The sequence below is a fragment of the Prochlorococcus sp. MIT2308 genome (genome assembly GCF_059772345.1).
In genome coordinates this window covers 1,645,454-1,665,239 of the sequence record NZ_CM186283.1, presented here as the reverse complement: position 1 = coordinate 1,665,239, position 19,786 = coordinate 1,645,454, and the positions used below count along the sequence as shown (strand labels likewise).

Annotated in this window: 22 protein-coding genes and 1 tRNA gene; 12 read left to right on the top strand and 11 right to left on the bottom strand. The window is 35.1% G+C overall.

The features are described from left to right. Window positions 1-112 precede the first annotated feature (112 nt). Window positions 113-481 (top strand): DUF3155 domain-containing protein, encoded by a 369-nt coding sequence (locus AC6EIW_RS09495; RefSeq protein ID WP_498520392.1) that lies wholly within the window; start codon window positions 113-115, stop codon window positions 479-481. Here AC6EIW_RS09495 and AC6EIW_RS09490 read toward each other — a convergent pair. After that, on the bottom strand, window positions 478-1,083 hold the full coding sequence (locus AC6EIW_RS09490; protein WP_498520391.1) for an alpha/beta hydrolase: 606 nt from the start codon (window positions 1,081-1,083) through the stop codon (window positions 478-480). The two genes, AC6EIW_RS09495 and AC6EIW_RS09490, sit on opposite strands and share 4 nt — an antisense overlap. Window positions 1,084-1,147: 64 nt before the next feature. On the opposite strand from AC6EIW_RS09490, the gene purH reads away from it, so the two are divergent. Then, complete coding sequence (purH, locus tag AC6EIW_RS09485) at window positions 1,148-2,704, top strand: bifunctional phosphoribosylaminoimidazolecarboxamide formyltransferase/IMP cyclohydrolase (protein WP_498520390.1); 1,557 nt, start codon at window positions 1,148-1,150, stop codon at window positions 2,702-2,704. Between the two features lie 61 nt (window positions 2,705-2,765). Here purH and AC6EIW_RS09480 read toward each other — a convergent pair whose 3' ends face one another. The 4 genes from AC6EIW_RS09480 to sfsA form a co-directional block, all read right to left on the bottom strand. Further along, the gene (locus AC6EIW_RS09480) at window positions 2,766-3,299 is read right to left on the bottom strand and encodes a DoxX family protein (protein ID WP_498506682.1); all 534 of its coding nucleotides are present in this window, start codon (window positions 3,297-3,299) and stop codon (window positions 2,766-2,768) included. Between the two features lie 62 nt (window positions 3,300-3,361). Beyond that, window positions 3,362-4,567, bottom strand: coding sequence for a 4-hydroxy-3-methylbut-2-enyl diphosphate reductase (locus AC6EIW_RS09475; RefSeq protein WP_498462144.1), 1,206 nt, complete (start codon window positions 4,565-4,567; stop codon window positions 3,362-3,364). A gap of 119 nt (window positions 4,568-4,686) precedes the next feature. Beyond that, window positions 4,687-6,183 carry an ammonium transporter gene (locus AC6EIW_RS09470; RefSeq protein ID WP_498520389.1) on the bottom strand — a complete coding sequence of 499 codons (1,497 nt, stop codon included), beginning with the start codon at window positions 6,181-6,183 and terminating at the stop codon, window positions 4,687-4,689. A gap of 278 nt (window positions 6,184-6,461) precedes the next feature. Continuing rightward, window positions 6,462-7,223, bottom strand: coding sequence for a DNA/RNA nuclease SfsA (gene sfsA, locus AC6EIW_RS09465; RefSeq protein ID WP_498520388.1), 762 nt, complete (start codon window positions 7,221-7,223; stop codon window positions 6,462-6,464). 72 nt (window positions 7,224-7,295) lie between these two features. Here sfsA and murJ point away from each other — a divergent pair, with 72 nt between their 5' ends. Then, window positions 7,296-8,903: a murein biosynthesis integral membrane protein MurJ gene (gene murJ / locus AC6EIW_RS09460; RefSeq protein ID WP_498520387.1), complete on the top strand. Its 1,608-nt coding sequence runs from the start codon at window positions 7,296-7,298 to the stop codon at window positions 8,901-8,903. On the opposite strand, the gene AC6EIW_RS09455 is transcribed toward murJ, so the two are convergent. After that, a complete protein-coding gene (locus AC6EIW_RS09455; protein WP_498506677.1) occupies window positions 8,890-9,138 on the bottom strand; it encodes a cytochrome-c oxidase in 249 nt (82 codons plus the stop codon). The genes murJ and AC6EIW_RS09455 overlap by 14 nt on opposite strands. Before the next feature lie 40 nt (window positions 9,139-9,178). After that, the gene (locus tag AC6EIW_RS09450; protein ID WP_498506676.1) at window positions 9,179-9,475 is read right to left on the bottom strand and encodes a DUF3181 family protein; all 297 of its coding nucleotides are present in this window, start codon (window positions 9,473-9,475) and stop codon (window positions 9,179-9,181) included. A 184-nt stretch (window positions 9,476-9,659) separates the two neighbouring features. Here AC6EIW_RS09450 and AC6EIW_RS09445 point away from each other — a divergent pair. From AC6EIW_RS09445 to AC6EIW_RS09425, 5 genes are all read left to right on the top strand, one after another. Further along, window positions 9,660-9,733 (top strand) — tRNA-Arg (locus tag AC6EIW_RS09445). Between the two features lie 123 nt (window positions 9,734-9,856). Further along, a complete protein-coding gene (glyA, locus tag AC6EIW_RS09440; RefSeq protein ID WP_498521644.1) occupies window positions 9,857-11,092 on the top strand; it encodes a serine hydroxymethyltransferase in 1,236 nt (411 codons plus the stop codon). Further along, window positions 11,079-12,371, top strand: coding sequence for a competence/damage-inducible protein A (locus AC6EIW_RS09435; protein WP_498520386.1), 1,293 nt, complete (start codon window positions 11,079-11,081; stop codon window positions 12,369-12,371). Before glyA ends, AC6EIW_RS09435 begins: the two co-directional genes overlap by 14 nt. A gap of 23 nt (window positions 12,372-12,394) precedes the next feature. Then, a complete protein-coding gene (leuC, locus tag AC6EIW_RS09430; protein WP_498520385.1) occupies window positions 12,395-13,798 on the top strand; it encodes a 3-isopropylmalate dehydratase large subunit in 1,404 nt (467 codons plus the stop codon). 30 nt (window positions 13,799-13,828) lie between these two features. Then, the gene (locus tag AC6EIW_RS09425; protein ID WP_498520384.1) at window positions 13,829-14,449 is read left to right on the top strand and encodes a 3-isopropylmalate dehydratase small subunit; all 621 of its coding nucleotides are present in this window, start codon (window positions 13,829-13,831) and stop codon (window positions 14,447-14,449) included. On the opposite strand, the gene AC6EIW_RS09420 is transcribed toward AC6EIW_RS09425, so the two are convergent. After that, complete coding sequence (locus AC6EIW_RS09420; protein WP_498520383.1) at window positions 14,446-16,431, bottom strand: DUF3769 domain-containing protein; 1,986 nt, start codon at window positions 16,429-16,431, stop codon at window positions 14,446-14,448. The genes AC6EIW_RS09425 and AC6EIW_RS09420 overlap by 4 nt on opposite strands. A gap of 81 nt (window positions 16,432-16,512) precedes the next feature. Further along, window positions 16,513-16,641 (bottom strand): photosystem II reaction center protein I, encoded by a 129-nt coding sequence (locus AC6EIW_RS09415; RefSeq protein WP_011294252.1) that lies wholly within the window; start codon window positions 16,639-16,641, stop codon window positions 16,513-16,515. A 404-nt stretch (window positions 16,642-17,045) separates the two neighbouring features. Between AC6EIW_RS09415 and psbH the strand changes: the two genes are divergently transcribed. The 4 genes from psbH (at window position 17,046) to AC6EIW_RS09395 (ending at window position 18,435) form a co-directional block, all read left to right on the top strand. Beyond that, a complete protein-coding gene (gene psbH, locus AC6EIW_RS09410) occupies window positions 17,046-17,243 on the top strand; it encodes a photosystem II reaction center phosphoprotein PsbH (protein WP_413677259.1) in 198 nt (65 codons plus the stop codon). A gap of 33 nt (window positions 17,244-17,276) precedes the next feature. Then, complete coding sequence (locus tag AC6EIW_RS09405; RefSeq protein ID WP_413389751.1) at window positions 17,277-17,492, top strand: TatA/E family twin arginine-targeting protein translocase; 216 nt, start codon at window positions 17,277-17,279, stop codon at window positions 17,490-17,492. Between the two features lie 63 nt (window positions 17,493-17,555). Then, window positions 17,556-18,167: an aminoacyl-tRNA hydrolase gene (gene pth / locus AC6EIW_RS09400; RefSeq protein WP_498520382.1), complete on the top strand. Its 612-nt coding sequence runs from the start codon at window positions 17,556-17,558 to the stop codon at window positions 18,165-18,167. Between the two features lie 10 nt (window positions 18,168-18,177). Then, window positions 18,178-18,435, top strand: coding sequence for a DUF3146 family protein (locus tag AC6EIW_RS09395; protein WP_498520381.1), 258 nt, complete (start codon window positions 18,178-18,180; stop codon window positions 18,433-18,435). Here AC6EIW_RS09395 and AC6EIW_RS09390 read toward each other — a convergent pair. Together AC6EIW_RS09390 and AC6EIW_RS09385 are read right to left on the bottom strand one after the other, a co-directional pair. Then, window positions 18,419-18,856: a RuvC family protein gene (locus AC6EIW_RS09390; RefSeq protein ID WP_498520380.1), complete on the bottom strand. Its 438-nt coding sequence runs from the start codon at window positions 18,854-18,856 to the stop codon at window positions 18,419-18,421. The genes AC6EIW_RS09395 and AC6EIW_RS09390 overlap by 17 nt on opposite strands. Next, window positions 18,857-19,783, bottom strand: a complete 927-nt coding sequence (locus tag AC6EIW_RS09385; RefSeq protein WP_498520379.1) for a DUF3084 domain-containing protein — start codon at window positions 19,781-19,783, stop codon at window positions 18,857-18,859. Window positions 19,784-19,786: the final 3 nt, after the last annotated feature.

Genomic DNA, 19,786 nt, shown 5'->3' with positions numbered 1-19,786 from the left:
TTGAGAAAAACTTTCCATATCAGTTTCAACTTTTTTCAAATGACTCTTGTTTTAGCAAGAGCGAATAAAAAAGTCTCTAACCTTCTCCCCCACATACAAAGCTTGTTTTTTCATGTCAAAGAAGCGTAAAAGAATTAGCAGACGCAGACTCGCAGGCCAGCGTGTCATGTCCCATGTTCCTATTTATCATTTAGGAACTGGTCAACATAAGCCTGTAACCGCAGCGAGACGCTACATAGCTGAAGAAGGCTTGTTTGCACCCGCCATATTAAATGTGCGTCGCAATGAACACACTACTGATCGCTTCTTCTGGGGAGAGAAAGGTTTGTTTAGTGCTCAATATGCTGAAGAGAATCACTTTCTTTTCCCTTCGCTAAGGGTTATTGTTGAATTTCTTGGTGAGGACAAAATTTTTGCTGGTTTAGAACTTACAGCAGATGATTGGGAAGAGATTGAAGAGTACGAATACGCTTTTGTTTAGATTAAAAATTGTTCTTTAATTGTTCTTCGGCAATGATCAATAAGATCATTGCTTATTTCATGACCTCCATCAAAAAAATACAACTCTGATTTAGCTCCATTTTTTAACAAAATATCAAAGCTTTTTTGAGAAGCTGCTTTAGGCACTACTTGATCAATATTGCCATGGTAAAGAAAAATAGGTGGCATATTTTTTAAAGGTTTCCAATCCGAATGTGGATATGAGCTAAATGCAAAAACAGCTTGAAATTTAATTCTTGTAGCAACCTCTAACGCCATTGCTCCCCCCTGAGAAAAACCCAATAACAATGTTTTGTTTAAAGGTATTTGTTTAAAGCAAAGATTATTTAGTCTCTTTTCAAGATCTAATACTGCATTTGGAACCTCCTCCCATTTATGAGGATATAAGGGATACCATTGCATCCCTAATCCACTTGGATGAGGCTGAGGGGCAGAGAAAGAAACTATTTCAAAACGATCTTTTAACCCTTCAGTTAACAATTTACCGACTGACAACAAATCATGTGCATCTGCTCCCCAACCATGCAGTAAAACGAGTCTATTTGTTGCGGATTCAGAATTTAAGTAGAGAACTTCAGTCATCTTGAATGCAATATCACTCTTTGATGCGTAGGTTATCGATGAGAATCGATCCTAAACAATAAAGATGTCACCCATAGCTCTGCTAAGTGTCTCAGACAAAACTGGTTTAGTTCCTCTAGCTAAAGCATTAGTTAATGAATTGGGATTCAAAATTATTTCAAGTGGCGGAACTGCAAAGTTACTTGAGAGTGAGAATCTTCCTGTAACAAGGGTGGCAGATTACACAGGATTTCCAGAAATTCTGGGAGGAAGAGTGAAAACACTAAACCCAAAGATTCATGGTGGAATATTGGCTAGAAGAGATAAAAAATCTCATTTGGATGATTTACATAAACAAAACATAAATCCAATAGATTTGGTGGTTGTTAACTTGTATCCTTTCGAGAAAACTATTTCAAAAGAAAATGTTTTATGGGATGAAGCTATTGAGAATATTGATATTGGTGGCCCAACACTGGTCAGAGCAGCAGCAAAAAACCACCAAGATGTTCTTGTAGTAACGAATCCCCATCAATACCAGGGATTAATAGATGCATATAAATCAAAAGCCATAACTAATGAATTACGAAAAAAATATTCACAACAAGCTTTTGAGCATACAGCCATTTATGACCTAACTATAAGTAAATGGATTGCTAAAAATATCTCTTACGAAAAAGCCTCTTGGTTACAAGGCGTACCATTAAAACAAGAACTTAGGTATGGAGAAAATCCACATCAAAAAGCCTCATGGTATGGAGAACCTCAGAAAGGATGGAGTGGCGCCAATCAATTACAAGGCAAAGAATTAAGTACAAATAATCTTCTAGACTTAGAGGCTGCATTATCTACTCTTCGTGAATTTGGATATGAAAACACTATTACTAGTGATTCATATCAAAAGGCAGCAGTGGTGATAAAGCACACAAATCCTTGTGGAGTCGCTATTGGAGATTCTCCATATTTAGCTCTCAAAAGAGCATTGGATGGTGATAGGGTTAGTGCCTTCGGTGGAATTATTGCTATCAATTGTCCCGTCGATAAAGCTGCGGCCAAAGAGCTCGAAAATATATTTATTGAATGTATTGTGGCTCCATGTTTTGATGACAATGCAAAAGAAATACTATCAAAAAAGAAAAACCTAAGGCTCTTAGAGTTAAAAGCTGAATCTATTCAAAAAGCATCTAAATACCATATTAGAAGCATACTTGGTGGCTTATTAATTCAGGATTTAGATGAACCAAATACAGATCAAAAAGAATGGAAAAATGTTACAAAGCTAGTACCAAACCAAGAAGAAATAAATGACTTATCCTTCGCATGGAAAATTGTAAAACATGTACGATCTAATGCTATAGCTGTCGCACATAACAAACAAAGCTTAGGGATTGGAGCTGGCCAAATGAATAGAATAGGCTCAGCAAAACTTGCATTAGAAGCTGCCGGAAGCAAATCAAAAGGTGCTGTTTTAGCTAGCGATGGTTTTTTTCCCTTCGATGATACTGTAAAAATGGCAGCTGATTACGGGATTAGTTCAATTATTCAACCCGGGGGAAGCATTAGAGACGAAGATTCAATTAAAGCTTGCAATGAATTAGGTATAAAAATGGTAATAACCGGCAAAAGACATTTTCTTCATTGATATTATTTAAAGTGAACTTTTTAACTTATATCTTTATAGTGGGCTTTTAATTTAAACTCAATTATGTACCTTTTGGATAATAAGTTATTTTATTTGATTTCCTAAAAAGTGATAGTCTTCCAGGACCAGCACATAAGAAATAAAATGATATTGCCGCGTAAATAGCTGACAATTCGAATATGTAATTGTGATTCTCTACTACCGCAAAAGGAAATCCTTCTAAACCAGTATCTATAAAGTGGAAATACAAAGCAAATACCATTGTTGATAGAAGACCCAAGGAAGATAATCTTGCTAACACTCCAGTTGCCAAGCCTATCGGACAAACTATTTGAGTTACTGCAGCCATGTAAGTCCAAATAACAGGATCGCCAGGAAGAAAACTGAAATATTTGCCTACTACAAATTCAGCGAATCCACCTGGATCATTTAATTTTTCCAAACCGTGATGGACCATCATCAAACTAAAACTAACTCTTAGAACTAATATTGATAGCTCTCCAAAAATATTTACTTCCCCTTCAGGGCTCTGAACAACGACTTCAACCTTTTGTGAATCAGGATCTTTAAGATTAGATTTGTTCGCTTGAGTCATTTTCCACTAAAAACTATTAACTATCCTACGAGAGATTGGGACAAAATTGTGTTTTTTTCTTATCAAAAATTTTCGCTTAATTTCATTAGCTTGTGAATAACATCTTCAACCACTCTGTCAGGAGTTGAAGCACCCGATGTAATGCCTACACTAATATTTCCTTGTTGAAGAAAAGTTGCCTCAGTCAGCAATTCGCCTCCTTCTAGTGGCATATGGGTAATGGTATTAGTTTCTTCACCAATTCGCTCTGGAGTATCAATATGAAAAGAGCGAATTCCCCGACTTATTGCGATTTCTTGAAGATGAGTTGTATTAGAAGAATTAAATCCTCCAATTACAACCATAAGGTCTAAAGGTTCATCAACAAGAGAAAACATTGCTCCTTGTCTTTCCTCAGTAGCATCACAGATAGTATTAATAGCTAGAAAATGTTCATTCAATTGTGCAGGGCCAAATCTTTTCAACATTGTTTTCTCAAACAATCTTCCTATTTCCTCAGTTTCGCTTTTTAACATTGTGGTCTGATTAGCAACTCCAACTTTTTGCAAATCCTTATCCGGATCGAAGCCTGCTGAAGAGGCTTTTGAAAATCGATTTAAAAAATCTTCTCTATTACCTTTACCTAAAATATAATCTGCAACGTATTTCGCCTCTTCAAGGTCGAATAGCACTAAATAAGTTCCTGCAAAAGAGCTGGTAGCTAAAGTTTCTTCATGTTTATATTTGCCATGAATAATTGATGTAAAAGTATGTTTTTTATGCTTTTCAACTGTGTGCCAAACTTTTGAGACCCATGGGCAAGTCGTATCAATGATGTGACAACCTCGATCATGTAATAGTTGCATATCTTGCACCGTTGCCCCAAATGCAGGAAGAATGACAACATCTCCATCTTTAACTCCGGAAAAATCTTTAATCCCTTTCTCTTCCGCTATGAAAAGAACATTCATTTTCCTTAAATGATCATTAACAGAAGGGTTATGAATGATTTCGTTAGTTATCCATATTCGTTCATTGGGATAATGTTTCCTTGTCTCATAAGCCATGGCAACTGATCTTTCTACTCCCCAACAAAATCCAAACGCTTCTGCAAGTTTTACTTTTAATCTTCCATGCTCCAAAAGATTTCCATTTTCTCTAATCGATCCAATCAATCCACTTTGATAGGCTTCAGCAAGGGCTTGTGCTCGCTTATTTGCTGAACCAAATCCTCTTCGGTTATATCTATCTGATTTATGAAGGGTTTGCTTGAAGGCTTGAGTATCCATTTCAATTAAATAATAAAAAACAAATGGATAGAAATCTCATCACTATTAAACCACACTAAAAAAGCCCGGATATATTCCGGGCTTTTTTGGATTTAATGTAAGACAACTAAACAAGGAAACTAGCTAGAGGCAAAGTCTGGATAAGCCTCCATTCCATGCTCTCCAATATCTAGGCCCTGTATCTCTTCTGCTTCGCTAACCCTGATACCTCCAAAGAAGCCACCAATAATTTGCCAAGCGAGCCAACATGTAACAACAGTCCAGATTCCATAAGCAGCTGCACCTAGTGCTTGAATTAAGAATTGGTTAATTCCTCCTCCATTGAGAAGACCAATTCCTGCAGCACCTGGGTCCATTCCATCAACGCCCCAAAGGCCGATAACAACAGTTCCCCAAACGCCGCAAACACCGTGAACTGAGAAAGCACCAACTGGATCATCAATACCTGCCGAATCTAAGGCAGCTACTGAAATAACGACGATAATTCCACCAACTGCACCAGCAAGCCAAGATCCAGCAAAAGTCATGTTGCCGCATCCAGCAGTGATACTAACTAACCCAGCAAGAATGCCGTTTATGATCATTGTTAGATCAGGCTTACCAGAGGTAATCGTAGAGAATACAGTCGCTGCAATCGCTCCACCAGCTGCTGCCAAAGTTGTTGTTACTGCAACATAAGCAACATATTGATCCATAGCCAATTCAGAGCCTGGATTAAATCCATACCAACCTATCCAAAGGATTAGTGCTCCCAAAGTAGCTATAGCCATGTTGTGACCAGGCATGGCCTGAGCTTTGCCATCAACGAATTTACCAATACGAGGTCCGAGAAGCATCGCTCCAACAAGTCCTGCCCAACCTCCAACAGAGTGAACAATAGAGGAACCTGCGAAATCAATAAAACCAAGTTGAGATAGCCAACCACCATTCCACTGCCAGCTCCCAGCAATTGGATAAATAAAAGCAGTCAAAACTAGGGAGAAAACAACAAACTCACCAAACTTGACTCTTTCAGCTACGAGTCCAGAAACGATCGTGGCAGCGGTACCTGCAAAAGCAGCTTGAAAAAGGAAATCAACTGCTGGAACAAGTTGAGAACAATCTTCCTCAAGGCCAGCGGCACAAGCTAATGCCCCAGAAGGATCAGGGTCAACAAAAAGGCCATTAAAATAAAGCCAACCGTCAACTACCGAGCCGCCATACATTAGAGAATATCCAACAACCCAATATGCTGTTACGGCTAAAGCAAAGACAAATAAGTTTTTAGCAAGAATGTTCACCGCATTTTTTTGACGGCACATACCTGCTTCAACCATTGCAAATCCTGCGTTCATAAAAATAACGAGGATAGTTGCCACAAATAGCCAAAGGTTATCTGCCAAGAAAGAAGCGGCCTGAGCCCCAGTTAAATCCCCTAGGCTCACTTCTGCACGGGCGGAGAAAGTGAACACTCCTAAACCAAGGAGTGCCAAAGGAACTGTGGCTAGCCAGGTCAATGATTGACTTCGTCTTAAGCCTCGAATACTTCTTAAAAGAAGCATTGGACCATTCAAAAGACTTGCGTCTTGAAGACGAGAATTAGTTCGCCTTGGTGGCGATTGCAAAGCAGTGGTCATAAATGATGCTTACTGCGAAGAAAGGAATGGATATTTAATCCAAAAGTTTTACATTTATGAATATGCACGCAACACCGGAACTAAAGTTGTACGTGTTGATACAGAAAAAGACTTTGATATTTAGAAAGAGTATTAACTAATACATTATCCTGATGTTCATTAAATAACTTTTGCTTCTTAAATAAAAAAACAAAATAATTCAGCCACGGTCTAGATAATATAGATTACATATAAAACAGGCTAAAAGACCTAAATATTATAAATGCATTTATAAGGTCCTATTGAAACCTCCTAAAAGGCTTCACCCCCTCCCATGTGATGTGATCATTGAAGAAACCAAACGAGCATGGAATCACTTCTATCCCATTAGACAAGGCCTCTCTAAAAAGATCACCATATTGTGGATCAGCGGAATCGGCAGGTGCAAAAATATCCATATCTGACCTGCTAATACAAGGAATTAATACTGCTCTCGATTCAGGGCAAACACCAATTAGCTCTTTCAGATGTTTTTGGCCTCTTGTAGTTACAGTATCAGGAAATAAAGCCAATGAATGATCGCACCATGTTGTGTTTTTAACCTCTATGTAAATTTTCCTATTATCTAAATTGCTGGATTTTGGCTCAAGCAATAAATCGATTCGACTTTTACCTTCAAAACCATATTTAACTTCAGGCTTGATATTGGCTATCAAACCCAATTCCTTCTCTAAGCAATTGGCTTCAATTAAATTCCTAATTAATTTATTAGGCAAAGATGTATTGATACCAACCCAGCATTTCCTCTCCTTATTATGGCTTGGTACCTCAGCTTGCTCCCAAGACCAATCTAATTTACGTTTAGGTGAGGGAGAATACTTAAGCCTGACTCGACCACCAGGCCACAAAACCCCTCTCATTGGTCCTGTATTTGCACAATGGGCAGTTACAACTTCTCCACCATCCAACTCTATATCGGCCATAAATCTCTTATATCTCTTAATTAAAACCCCCTCTACAAGAGGTAGAAACTCAATAATGGGTTTTCCAATTTTTATCACTTAATTAACATCCAATAAAACAAGAACTACAAAATATTTTAAACAAAACAGCTTCTTATTTTCAAACCTAACATGTCTAAATCAATAAAAGAAATTGCCTTCGTTGTCAGCCTAGGGACTTTATTGAGCAAATTTGGAGGCATGGCAAGGCAATTAGTTATTGCTGGTGCTTTTGGAATCAGTGCGGCATATGATGCCTATAGTTATGCTTACATTATACCTGGTTTTTTCTTGGTTCTTTTAGGAGGTGTTAACGGACCATTACATAACTCAATGGTTAGCCTATTAGCAGAGAAAAACAAAGTTGATAGTAAATTATTTATCAATTCAATTAATAATATTTTGTCACTAATATTATTAATTTTAAGTTTATTTATTTTCTTTTCTTCTGATCTATTAATTAATCTAGTCGGACCAAATTTAACCCCAGGAATAAAAGAGATAGCATCGTCACAATTAAAAATAATGTCTCCGATAATCTTCATGTCTGGATTAATAGGCATAGGATTTGGATCATTAAACGCCAAAAAAGAATTTTTCATCCCCTCTATAGCTCCATTAATATCAAGTCTATTGATCATAATTTCGATATCAATCTTTTGGATAAGCAAAGAAAACACAACCGATATATCTCAATTAGATCTAACAGGAGGAATGATTCTCGCTAAGGCAACATTAATAGGAGCTCTAACACAATATCTAATTCAAATACCCTTCTTAATTAAAAAAGGTATATTTGCAATAAGTTTTTCAATCAAATCAAAATATTCCGAAATAAAAAGAGCATGGAGAATGATTGCTCCTGCATCACTTTCTTCAGGAATGATTCAAATTAATGTATTTACTGATTTATTCTTCGCATCAAAAATAGTAGGCGCAGCGGCCGCACTAAGTTATGCAAACTTTCTAATACAAGCTCCTCTTGGCATATTATCAAGTACTATTTTAATTCCATTATTGCCTGTTTTTGTAAGTTTAAAGGCAAGAGAAAATCATATAAAATTAATAGAAAAGATTCATCAAGGATTGACTCTTTCTATGGGCTCTATGATATTTTTAGGATCTATATTTATTTCACTTTCCACTCCAATTGTTGTATTATTATATGGAAGAGGGGCATTTAATCAAAATGCAATAGACATCGTAAGTCAACTATTAATTGCATATGGTATTGGAATGCCTTTTTATCTATCTAGAGATCTATTAGTTAGAGTTTTTTATGGCATCGAAGATGCCAAAACACCATTCAGAATTTCAACTATAGCAATATTTCTAAATTTATTTTTCGACTGGTTTTTAATAGGAGGATCAAGTCCTTGGGGTGAACTTTCACCTTTGAATCTAGGTGTAAATGGATTAGTATTCTCAACTACATTTGTCAATTTTTTTGCATGTATACTTTTACTATTAAAATTAAATGAAAAATTAGACAATTTCAATTTATCCAGAATACTCTTGGACAATCTTAAAATTATTTTAATAGGTTTTATTTGTGGAATTAGCTCATTTTTTATTTTTAAAATAATTGATTTACCTTATGGATTTTTATCTTTATTATTGAAAATTTTAGTCTCTTCTGGAATAACTCTGACTATATTTAATTATTTAGCAACTATTTTTAAGATTGACCACATAAATTATGTCAATAAATTTTTAAAAGAAAAATTTATTCGTCTTTAAGAAAAACATCTTTTTCTGATCTAACTTTTAGAGGAATTTCCAAACAGTTCATTTCATCAGTCTTCACTCCACTTACTGAGAGAATTCTTGCTTCGATACCAAACTCTTGAAAAGCTATTTCCATCTCTTTAATTAATTCCTTCTCAACCTGCGCATCAGCATCGGTAACTTTACCTATAAGTCTCTCACCTAAACGACCAATTCGCTGCCTTACAACATCTCTGGCATTAGTCACTTGAATTATTAACAAGAGCAATAAAGCAATTGATCAAATCTTATCTGCAATAGGGTTCTAAAATCTCTTCAAGGTCAAAAAATTGATTTGGTGGAATTAATCTTGATAATGGCAATATAGTTTTGCCTCCGCCAAGTTTCACTTGAATCCCTTCAAGACCTTTTCTAGCTGCAGTATTTGCACCTTGGTCAAAGTAAGCCTGACATTCTATAGCCAAGTCCTTTGCAAGGCCAGCATCTCCTAGATAAAGGTTCCAACTTCCAACTTGAATAAACAATCTGTCCGCTACAGAGACGGCTAGCTCATTAATTTGCGATGAATCGATAGAAGTAGACATAAAAAGATAGGTTTTTTTCCTATTATCAACGAGCTTAGATAGAAATTTGTTGCTATCTCAAATTGAAAAAATTAATGAGGAAATAACTTTTTAGCTTTTACAAGCAAATTTCAATGAATTTTCAGACAAATATACAAACATTTTTTTTTATTCTTTGGGAGTTGATCTGATATTGTTTTTTTGTGCGCCTGTAGCTCAGCGGATTAGAGCATCTGACTACGGATCAGAGGGTCGGGAGTTCGAATCTCTCCAGGCGCGTTTAAAAATATGTAAATCCTTATATAAATAGAAAATAAGAGAAAGTTTTCCCTAATTGGACTAAACATATGCTTACCATCACAACACAACTAATAGGATAAAGTGACCATTAAATCTTCTTTGTTGGAATGTGATCCAAGTATTGCAAAACTAATAAACAATGAATTATCAAGACAAGAAACTCATTTAGAACTTATTGCAAGCGAGAATTTCGCCTCAAAGGCTGTAATGGAAGCCCAAGGATCAGTCCTGACAAATAAATACGCTGAAGGTCTCCCCAGCAAACGTTATTACGGAGGATGTGAACATATCGATGAAATTGAAAAGTTAGCAATAGAAAGAGCAAAAATCCTTTTCAGTGCCAATTGGGCAAATGTCCAACCGCACAGCGGAGCACAGGCAAACTTTGCAGTTTTCTTAAGCCTCCTAAAGCCTGGTGACACAATCATGGGAATGGACCTATCTCATGGAGGACACCTCACACATGGTTCACCTGTCAATGTCAGTGGTAAGTGGTTTGGGGCATGCCACTACGAAGTTGATCAAAAGACCGAAATGCTTGACATGGATGCAATCAGAAAAAAGGCAATTGAAAATCAACCTAAACTAATCATTTGTGGATTTTCTGCGTATCCACGGAAAATTGACTTCCAGGCTTTCAGATCAATAGCTGATGAGGTAAACGCTTATTTGTTAGCTGATATTGCTCACATTGCAGGTTTAGTTGCAAGCGGTCTGCACCCAAACCCAGTCCCATATTGTGATGTAGTTACAACAACCACTCATAAAACCCTTAGAGGCCCAAGGGGGGGACTAATTCTCTCAAAAGATGAAGAGCTTGGGAAAAAGCTTGATAAGGCAGTATTTCCAGGTATTCAAGGAGGTCCATTGGAACACGTAATAGCAGCTAAGGCTGTGGCATTCAAAGAAGCTTCTGAATCGGAATTCAAGATCTACAGCCAAAGAGTAATCTCAAATGCACAAGTTCTTTCAAATCAACTACAAAAAAGAGGTATTTCAATTGTAAGCAAAGGTACTGACAATCATATTGTTCTTCTTGACCTTAGAAGCATTGGAATGACAGGTAAAGTTGCTGATCAGTTGGTTAGTGATATCAAAATAACTGCGAACAAAAATACTGTTCCTTTTGATCCTGAGTCCCCGTTTGTTACGAGTGGACTAAGACTAGGTTCAGCAGCCCTTACAACTAGAGGTTTTGATGAACAAGCCTTTGAGGATGTAGGCAATATCATTGCCGATAGACTGCTTAACCCGCATGATGAAGACATAAAGGAAAAATCAATCAAAAAAGTATCTGAGCTTTGCAACAAATTTCCTTTATATAGTGAAAACATCTAAAGAAATTAAGATAGACAAAAACAATCCATTTGGAGCAGAGATTTTATGCATTGGGAGTGAACTTCTCCTAGGAAACATTGTTAACACTAATTCTCAATGGATCGCAGAGCAATTAGCAATTTTAGGTATTCCACATTTTAGACAAACCGTTATTGGAGATAATCCTGCAAGGTTAAAAGAAGCAATACTAGAGTCATCTAATCGATCTCAACTTTTAATAACAACTGGTGGTCTTGGACCAACCCCAGATGATATTACGACAAAAATAATTGCTGATTCTTTTAATACGCCCCTGGAACAAAGAGATGACATTTTAATTGAATTAAGAAATAAAATGAAGAATAAATTTAGAAAATTGTCTGAAAGTCAGAAGAAGCAATCTTTTGTCCCCAAAGGGGCTAAAATTATAAACAATTATTCAGGCACAGCACCGGGTATAATTTGGAGTCCAAAAAAAAATTTTACAATACTAACTTTTCCTGGGGTCCCAAGTGAATTAAAAGAAATGTGGGTAAAGGAGGCTTCAAAGTGGTTAATTAGTAACAATTTCTCAAAGGAAATTATTACTAGCAAAGTATTACATTTTGCAGGTATAAGTGAATCCCTACTAGCAGATGAGATCCCACATTTACTTAAAGAAAGCAACCCTACTGTCGCAACTTATGCAAGCACAGGGGAGGTAAAGGTAAGAATCACAGCTAAAGGAGATAATCTTAAAGAAAATAATAGATCTATAAAACCAATTGAAGAAGAATTAACCCAAATAACTGGATCCAAATGCTTTGGTAAAGACAACACGACTCTTGAAGAAGTCGTAATTAAATTATTACTTAGCAGAAAAGAAACAATTGCTGTTGCAGAATCATGTACCGGAGGTGGTATTGGTTCTAAACTCACAAAAATTCCTGGATCTTCAAAAATTTTTTATGGAGGCGTCATCGCATATAACAATTCAATCAAACAGAACATATTAGAAGTCCCTGAAGAAATAATTAATACGTATGGAGCAGTCTCAAAGGCAGTTGTTGAAGCAATGGCGAAAGGCGTCCAAAAAAAATTCAAAGTTAACTGGGCTATATCTGTCAGTGGTATTGCAGGGCCCACTGGTGGCAGCGAATTAAAACCAGTTGGTTTAGTAAATTTTTGTATTAAAGGTCCGAAAACCCTTATTACATGGGAAGAAAGATTCGGATCTAATAAGACAAGAGAAGATATTCAAAAATTAAGCGTTTTAAATGCTCTTGATAGATTACGTTTATCTATAATCATGGAAAATTAATTCCTAATTATTGTATTTGAAATTTGAGTTCTGGAACCCTCTACGACAAAGTTTGGAACTTCCATCAGGTAAAAGAACTGCCTGGGGGATCAACTCAACTTTTTATAGGCCTTCATTTAATTCACGAAGTTACGAGTCCTCAAGCTTTTTCCGCTCTTGATGAAAAGAATCTTGAAGTCAAGTTTCCCAATCTCACAGTCGCAACCGTTGACCATATAGTCCCAACCTCAAATCAGCAACGTCCTTTTAGCGATCCTCTTGCAGAGGAAATGTTGGCAACTTTAGAAAACAACTGCAAAACTCATGGGATAACATTTCACGGAATTGGAAGTGATTCGCAAGGTGTAGTTCATGTCATGGCTCCAGAATTAGGTTTAACCCAGCCTGGCATGACAGTAGCTTGCGGAGATTCACATACCTCAACTCATGGAGCATTTGGAGCAATCGCATTTGGCATTGGGACCAGCCAAGTTCGAGATGTTTTAGCCAGTCAAAGTTTGGCAATGAATAAACTAAAAGTAAGAAGAATATGGGTAGATGGTGAATTACAAAAGGGAGTCTATGCAAAAGACCTAATTCTTCATATCATTCGACATCTTGGAGTTAAAGGAGGAGTTGGATTTGCATATGAATTCGCTGGACCTGCAATAGATAAACTATCCATGGAGGGGCGAATGACTATATGTAATATGGCTATTGAAGGTGGTGCGAGATGCGGTTATATCAACCCAGATGAAACTACTTTTAGATATATCAAAGGGAAAAAACACGCGCCCAAAGGTGCCGAATGGGATAAAGCTGTTTCTTGGTGGAAAAGTTTAGCTAGTGATTCAAAAGCTACATTCGACGATGAGATTCAATTAGATGGATCATCAATAGAACCCACTGTTACTTGGGGTATAACTCCTGGGCAAGGAATTTCAATCAAAGAAACGATTCCAAATCCTGAGTTGCTTCCACAAAATGAGCAACAAATCGCTAAAGACGCATGCAAATATATGAATCTAAAACCAGATGAACCCATTGAGGGGAAATCAATTGATGTTTGCTTCATAGGTAGCTGTACCAATGGAAGATTAAGTGATCTCCAAGAGGCCTCTAAAATTGTTAAGGGTCATTCAGTCGCTACAGGCATTCGAGCATTTGTCGTTCCTGGTTCTCAAAAAGTCGCTAGGGAGGCGAAAGAAAAAGGAATAGATAAAATATTTCTCAAGGCAGGTTTTGAATGGCGGGAACCAGGTTGCTCAATGTGTCTGGCAATGAACCCTGACAAACTTGAGGGAAGACAAATCAGCGCTAGTTCAAGTAATAGAAATTTCAAAGGAAGGCAAGGCTCTGCAAATGGGAGAACCTTGTTAATGAGCCCTGCTATGGTTGCTGCTGCTGCAATAAATGGGAAGATTACAGATGTAAGAAATTTCCTGTAAGAGTAAAACTAAAAATAAACTTATTGAAATATGAAACAAGAGTTCCCAAAAGGTGAAATCAAATCAATACAAGGCCGTAGCTTTACAATTAGAGGCGATGATATTGACACTGACAGAATCATTCCTGCAAGATTTCTCAAATGTGTAAGTTTTTCCGCCTTAGGAGAACAAGTCTTCGCGGATGATCGAAGAGAGCTAAATGGTAATCACCCATTCGATCTTGATCATAATAAAGGAGCCAATATTCTTATTGTTAATGATAATTTTGGCTGTGGTTCCAGTCGTGAGCATGCACCCCAGGCTCTTATGAGATGGGGGATAAGATTAATTATTGGGGAAAGCTTTGCTGAAATTTTCTTTGGGAATTGTCTTGCTCTCGGCATACCTTGTCTAACAGCCACAAAAGAAAAAATATTTAAATTGCAAAACCTAGTTGAAAAAACTAGAAATCAAATCTGGAATTTTAATCTTAAGAATCTATCCATTTCTAATCAAAAAGAAACATTCAAACTTAATCTTGAGGAAGGCCCCTACAACATGCTTTATTCTGGCAAATGGGATGCGACCTCTCAACTACTAGATGAAGAAGAAAAAATAAATAAAACGTTTAATAATCTACCCTATCTAAATAATTTCAAATTAGACGTCTAAAATACTGGTTTAACAGAATTACTAAATTTGAATCCATTTAAACGAAAATATATTCCTCCTGCATCATTATTGGGATGATAGTAAATTCCGAATTCATAAGCCCTTCTATGACATAAAAGGCCAATCTTCGTATCATAATATTCCCCATAATTCTCTGAACCATTATCAATATTTAAATTAGAACTAATATCAAAAATTATTGGTCCATATATTTGTTGCATAAAACCTATATTTAATGTTTTCAAGTCAACCGCATTATCAAACTTAAATGGACTATTTCCAGATTTAAATTTGACACCTGGCATAACAAATAGTTTTGTATAATCAAGAAAATTTCGCTCTAACTTCCCTAATCTAATTTCAGGCCCAGCACTGAGCTTAAGAAAACTCTGATCGCTAACATCTTCATATTTAAAATAAGCAGTATTAATATTAGTTCTAAAAACTAATTCAGGATTAACTAAAATAGGAGATAAAAGCATCTTTCTATTCTGATCAATATTATTTCTATTACTCTTCCATATTTGATATTCACTGTCTAAAGAAGCAAAAAAGCTAGTTCGCCAAAGACTATTAATTTTAGTATTTTTAAGTACTTCTGCTTCGTATTTAGCAGATCCAAATCGAATATTTAAATTTTGTTTACCTTTAGCAGCTTCAAAAGAATAAGTCTTATCGAAAAAGCCACCATATGCTGATTTAATTTCAGTTTCTCCTATTGTTCCATTCCACGCTCTAGACCTATAAGTAGTAAAAAAATTAAAACTCGATTCATCTAGGATTGGCAGAGTAAAATACTTTCTTAAAGAGGATGAATGTCTTAGACCACTAAAAATCCTTTTTGTATTTAGTGTACTCAGATCATTTACACTATCAAAATCCCAATCCTTATAACTTGCATTTACTTTTATATTCAAACCAAACTTATCCAAAAATTTTACATCTTTACCTTCTTGAGCTTTATCACTATCGTAACTATATGTTTTATCTAAAAAAGCTCTACCAATTAGAAACTGCGGCTGAACCTGAAGTTCTAAATTATTAGTTAACTTTGTTTTATTACTTCTTCTTATTAATACTAATCCATCACGATCTTTAGCATCAAAGATTAAACTAAGTTTTCTCTTTTTTTTCGTCCCTCTAAATATTCTTTTACCAATGGAAATTTTCGTTCTATTTTCAAGAATTAAGTTGGTTTTAGAGGTTGTAATTAGTAATTCATCTTCATCGTCTTCTTCTGCAATAACGTCTATTCCCACAAAAGCAATTTGATGAGGTTCTAATGGATCATTCGTAAATACTATTCTATTAGATTTCCAGCCACTATCATTAATAGTTATTAAATCAGATTTAAACCTCCAACTATTAATAGACCCTTTTGATTTATCTGATAAAGTAATTTTATTTTTTGGCACTTTAATATTGCCAAAAACAAATTCTATGCCATCATCATAAGTATTTTTCACTATATTAGTAGAATTATTTTCATTTGTTATTTCATTAGAATTAGTATCGAGTTTTAAATCTTTCAAAACGTTTTGAATATCTAATATCCCGTATACATTTTTAATACTTCCTTCTTCCTTTAATAGATTATATTGAAATTCCCTACCTCTAAAATATTGCCTTTTTTTGCTAAATCTAATATTACCTTTAGCGATTACAACACCAGTTGATTTATTATAACTCAGCGAGTCGGACCTTAAGATCCAACCATTTATTATTGCCTTAACGTTTCCTTGGGCTAGATAAATATCCTGATCGTAATCATATTGCTTATCCGAGAAAATCTTGAGAGTTAAGAAAATATTTTCTTTTTGCTCTTCTTTTAAATTTTCTACAGGTGGTTTTTTATAAGTATCAATTTTTAAATTTTCAAGAAGATTCTCTTTCCCAAAAGCAATGTCAAAAAAATAGGAGAATGTACTAAACCCAAGGAAACCAAGGTTTACAAGAAATAAATATTTTCTCTTCGCCGCCAAATCATTTAAGCCGACGAAAAGATAATACTGAAAAAAGAAATTACAGGAGCTTGTTTAGTCCAGTAATTAGCGTGTCATTTTTTAATCCTGAGGACTTTCCAAATCCTTTCTATTGGGAGTCCTTGTTGGATCACTTGCCAAGAAACCAAATAAAAAGATCCCGACAAAGAAAAAGACGACCGTATAAACGGAAATCTTGAGGGCAAGCATGAATCCTAACCGAGTAATTTAGAGGTTAAACCTATCCTATGAAGTCAATAACTCCAATGAAAAAAGCAAAGGTGTTACAGACTTTTGGAAACTGGACAAGTTTTTCAAATTCGATAAAGCCTAAAAAGTCAATCAATGCAAGGAATATAGAGAGAGATCAACTTTTTCCCCGTTCAAATTTCTCAAATCCTTAACTTTCCTTATTTTTTTAATTTATCTAGTTCTTTTTCTTTTTCAGCTTTTTTCAGCTTTTTTCAGCTTTTTTCAGCTTTTTTCTAAGCATAATTCTCAAATATCATATTTTTTTAGGTCATTCCATCACAAGTTTCTACAGTCTCTTCTTCTTTTGGACAAGTTCTCATACAATATTTGGACTCATACAAATCTGAGCCAAGAGAACCGACATGGGACAAAAAACAGCACTTGGATCTTTGCTTAAATCCATTGGCAATTCTGGACAAGGAAAAGTTGTACCAGGATGGGGAGCAGTACCAGTAATGGCTTTTATAGGAATTTTGCTACTAGTTTTTCTAGTTATAATGCTCCAAATTTATAACCAATCACTTCTCCTACAAGGTTTTTCTGTCGACTGGAACGGCTGAATTGATTAAATTCTGAGTAGTTGAATTTTGCTCATGAATATTTTTGGGGTTGGTTTACCTGAAATAGCTGTTATTGCCGGATTAGCGCTTGTTATTTTTGGTCCAAAACGTCTTCCTGAACTTGGAAGAACTATTGGTAAAACTCTCAAAGGTCTTCAAAGCGCCTCTACGGAATTTGAACGTGAAATCAAAAACGCCATGACAGAAGAAGAGTCTTCAAATGAAGACATTTTGGAGAAAGAAAACTAATTTCTCCAAAATTAAATAAATATATTTAACTTTTAGAATCAACATAGATTCTATCTACTTGATATGTTGGGCAATAACATAAAATTATTAGTTGGTTTAGGAAATCCAGGAGTTGAGTACAAGAAAACTCGACATAATGTTGGTTTCATGGTTTTAGAGGAGATTTCAAAGAAAAATAATTGTAGCTTTCGTGAAAGCAAAAAATTATTTGGCAGGACTTGTGCTTATGGCTCAGGTATAGAACAAACAAGACTCTTAATGCCTAATACATACATGAATGAAAGTGGAAAATCAGTTAGATCAGCAAAGGATTGGTTTAATTTTGAAAATCATCAATTAATAGTCTTAGTAGATGATATGGATCTACCTCTAGGGAAAATAAGAGTCCGCTCTAAGGGTAGTTCAGGCGGTCATAATGGATTAAAAAGTATTATCAAACATCTAGGTACTACTGATTTTAAGCGATTAAAGATTGGGATAGGACCCCCAAGTGAGATTCAACAAGACAGAAAATCTAAAACTGTATCTCATGTCTTAGGTAGATTTTCAAATGAAGAATTTATAGTATTAAATTTGATCATTCAGGAAATTATTAGTTGTATTGATTCAATCACATCAAAAAATTGGGAAAATATAACTACTCGACTAAATTCTTACAAGCCTGAAAAATCATAACTGTTTGAGAATGAATAACAAACCGTCAACTACTGCATATCTTCAAATTCATAAGCAATGCTTTAATCAAAAGAAGGTTGAAGGGATTGTTCGTGCAGGGGATTTCGAATGGAGCTTTATTTGGGCTTTTCACAGGGGACAACTTTTTGTAGAGCCACCACTTGGAAGAGCCTTAATAAAAGATGCCTTAGAAAGGTATTTAGTAAAAGCTGATTACAAACTTGAGTCTGGCGGAGATTACATTTTTACAGTTAGGGCCAAATTTTAATATCTAGTTTTTCAGGCCAGATCAATGAAATTTTTAAAAAATCTTCCAATAAAATCAAAGCGACAATGGCATCAAGATTTTCAGGAGGGAAAAGGATTTCTTTTGGAAGCCAACGAATAAAATAATTTGGAGGCCAAATTTCCCAATATCTAAACCTTGCTCGTAAAGTTGATCCTTTTTCATTCACATATTTTAGATCAAAAAATTTTTTTCGTTTTAATTCATTCTTTATATACTTACAATTTGTTCCATCACCAATGATTATCTTACTAATATCATAATCTTCACTCCAAAACGAAACTAAATCAGAAAATTTATTTAACGAAGTTATCCCTGCTTCAATTACTTTTCTGGACTGAATATCAGCCAACAATAAGCCACATTTTTTATTACCTGGATCTATTGATATATAAAAACTCATTTAATTCTTGCTTCTAATAATTTCTTCTAAAGACTTTAGCTCTAATGATACAGAGACTTTATCTGCACTTTGATGAGTATCAACAGCTCTAGCAATTATTTGAAATTCTCCCATTTTTTTACTAACTAGATACTTTCCTAAATTATTAATTTGATTCGCATTAATTTGCAACTCAGAACTTAACGATCCTCGTCGCCTAACCTCTGCCAAAGTTGAAGCCATTAAAAGATTGATCTTTTTACTAATCGATTCAGAGTCAGAATCAGATAAAGATATATTTTCTAAAGCAATTACCTCTCCTTTACTTGTAATAATTTTATTTAATGTAACCTCAGGAAATGCATAAACATAATTTTCACCTCTAAGTATATTTCCTGCTGATTTGATTCTAACAACCCAACTTCTGTTATCAGATATTTTACTCTCAAGCTTCTCAATATCATCTTTACGAACTAATAATATCCTTCTATAATTAGATTGATTTGTTTTTACTAAATTAAAAGCATAAAGATTAGCTTGCTGCAATAAACTTTCGATAATTTTTTTTATATCACTATTTTTATTTAATTTAATGGTCTTAGTTACTAAAGTCTGGCCACTAGTTATAACGACATTTCCACTTCTAAAAGCATATAAATTTTTTTCTAATTTTTTTAATTCTTTTTCACTATCTATAATCTTTTCTCGAATATCCTCTAATTGAAATAATCCGACCCTTAAATCCCTATCAAATACAATCATTGTTGCAAATGAAATAGCACTAATAATACTTCCAGTAAAAACAGTTATTAAAACAGCAGTGCTTTTTGGTCTTAATTTAAAGATACTTAAACGAGCCTTACCAACTCTAGAACCTAAGCGATCACCTAGAGTAGATAGTATTCCACCTAGGATTAATATTAAAAGAATTTTCAGCCAGACTGTCACAGA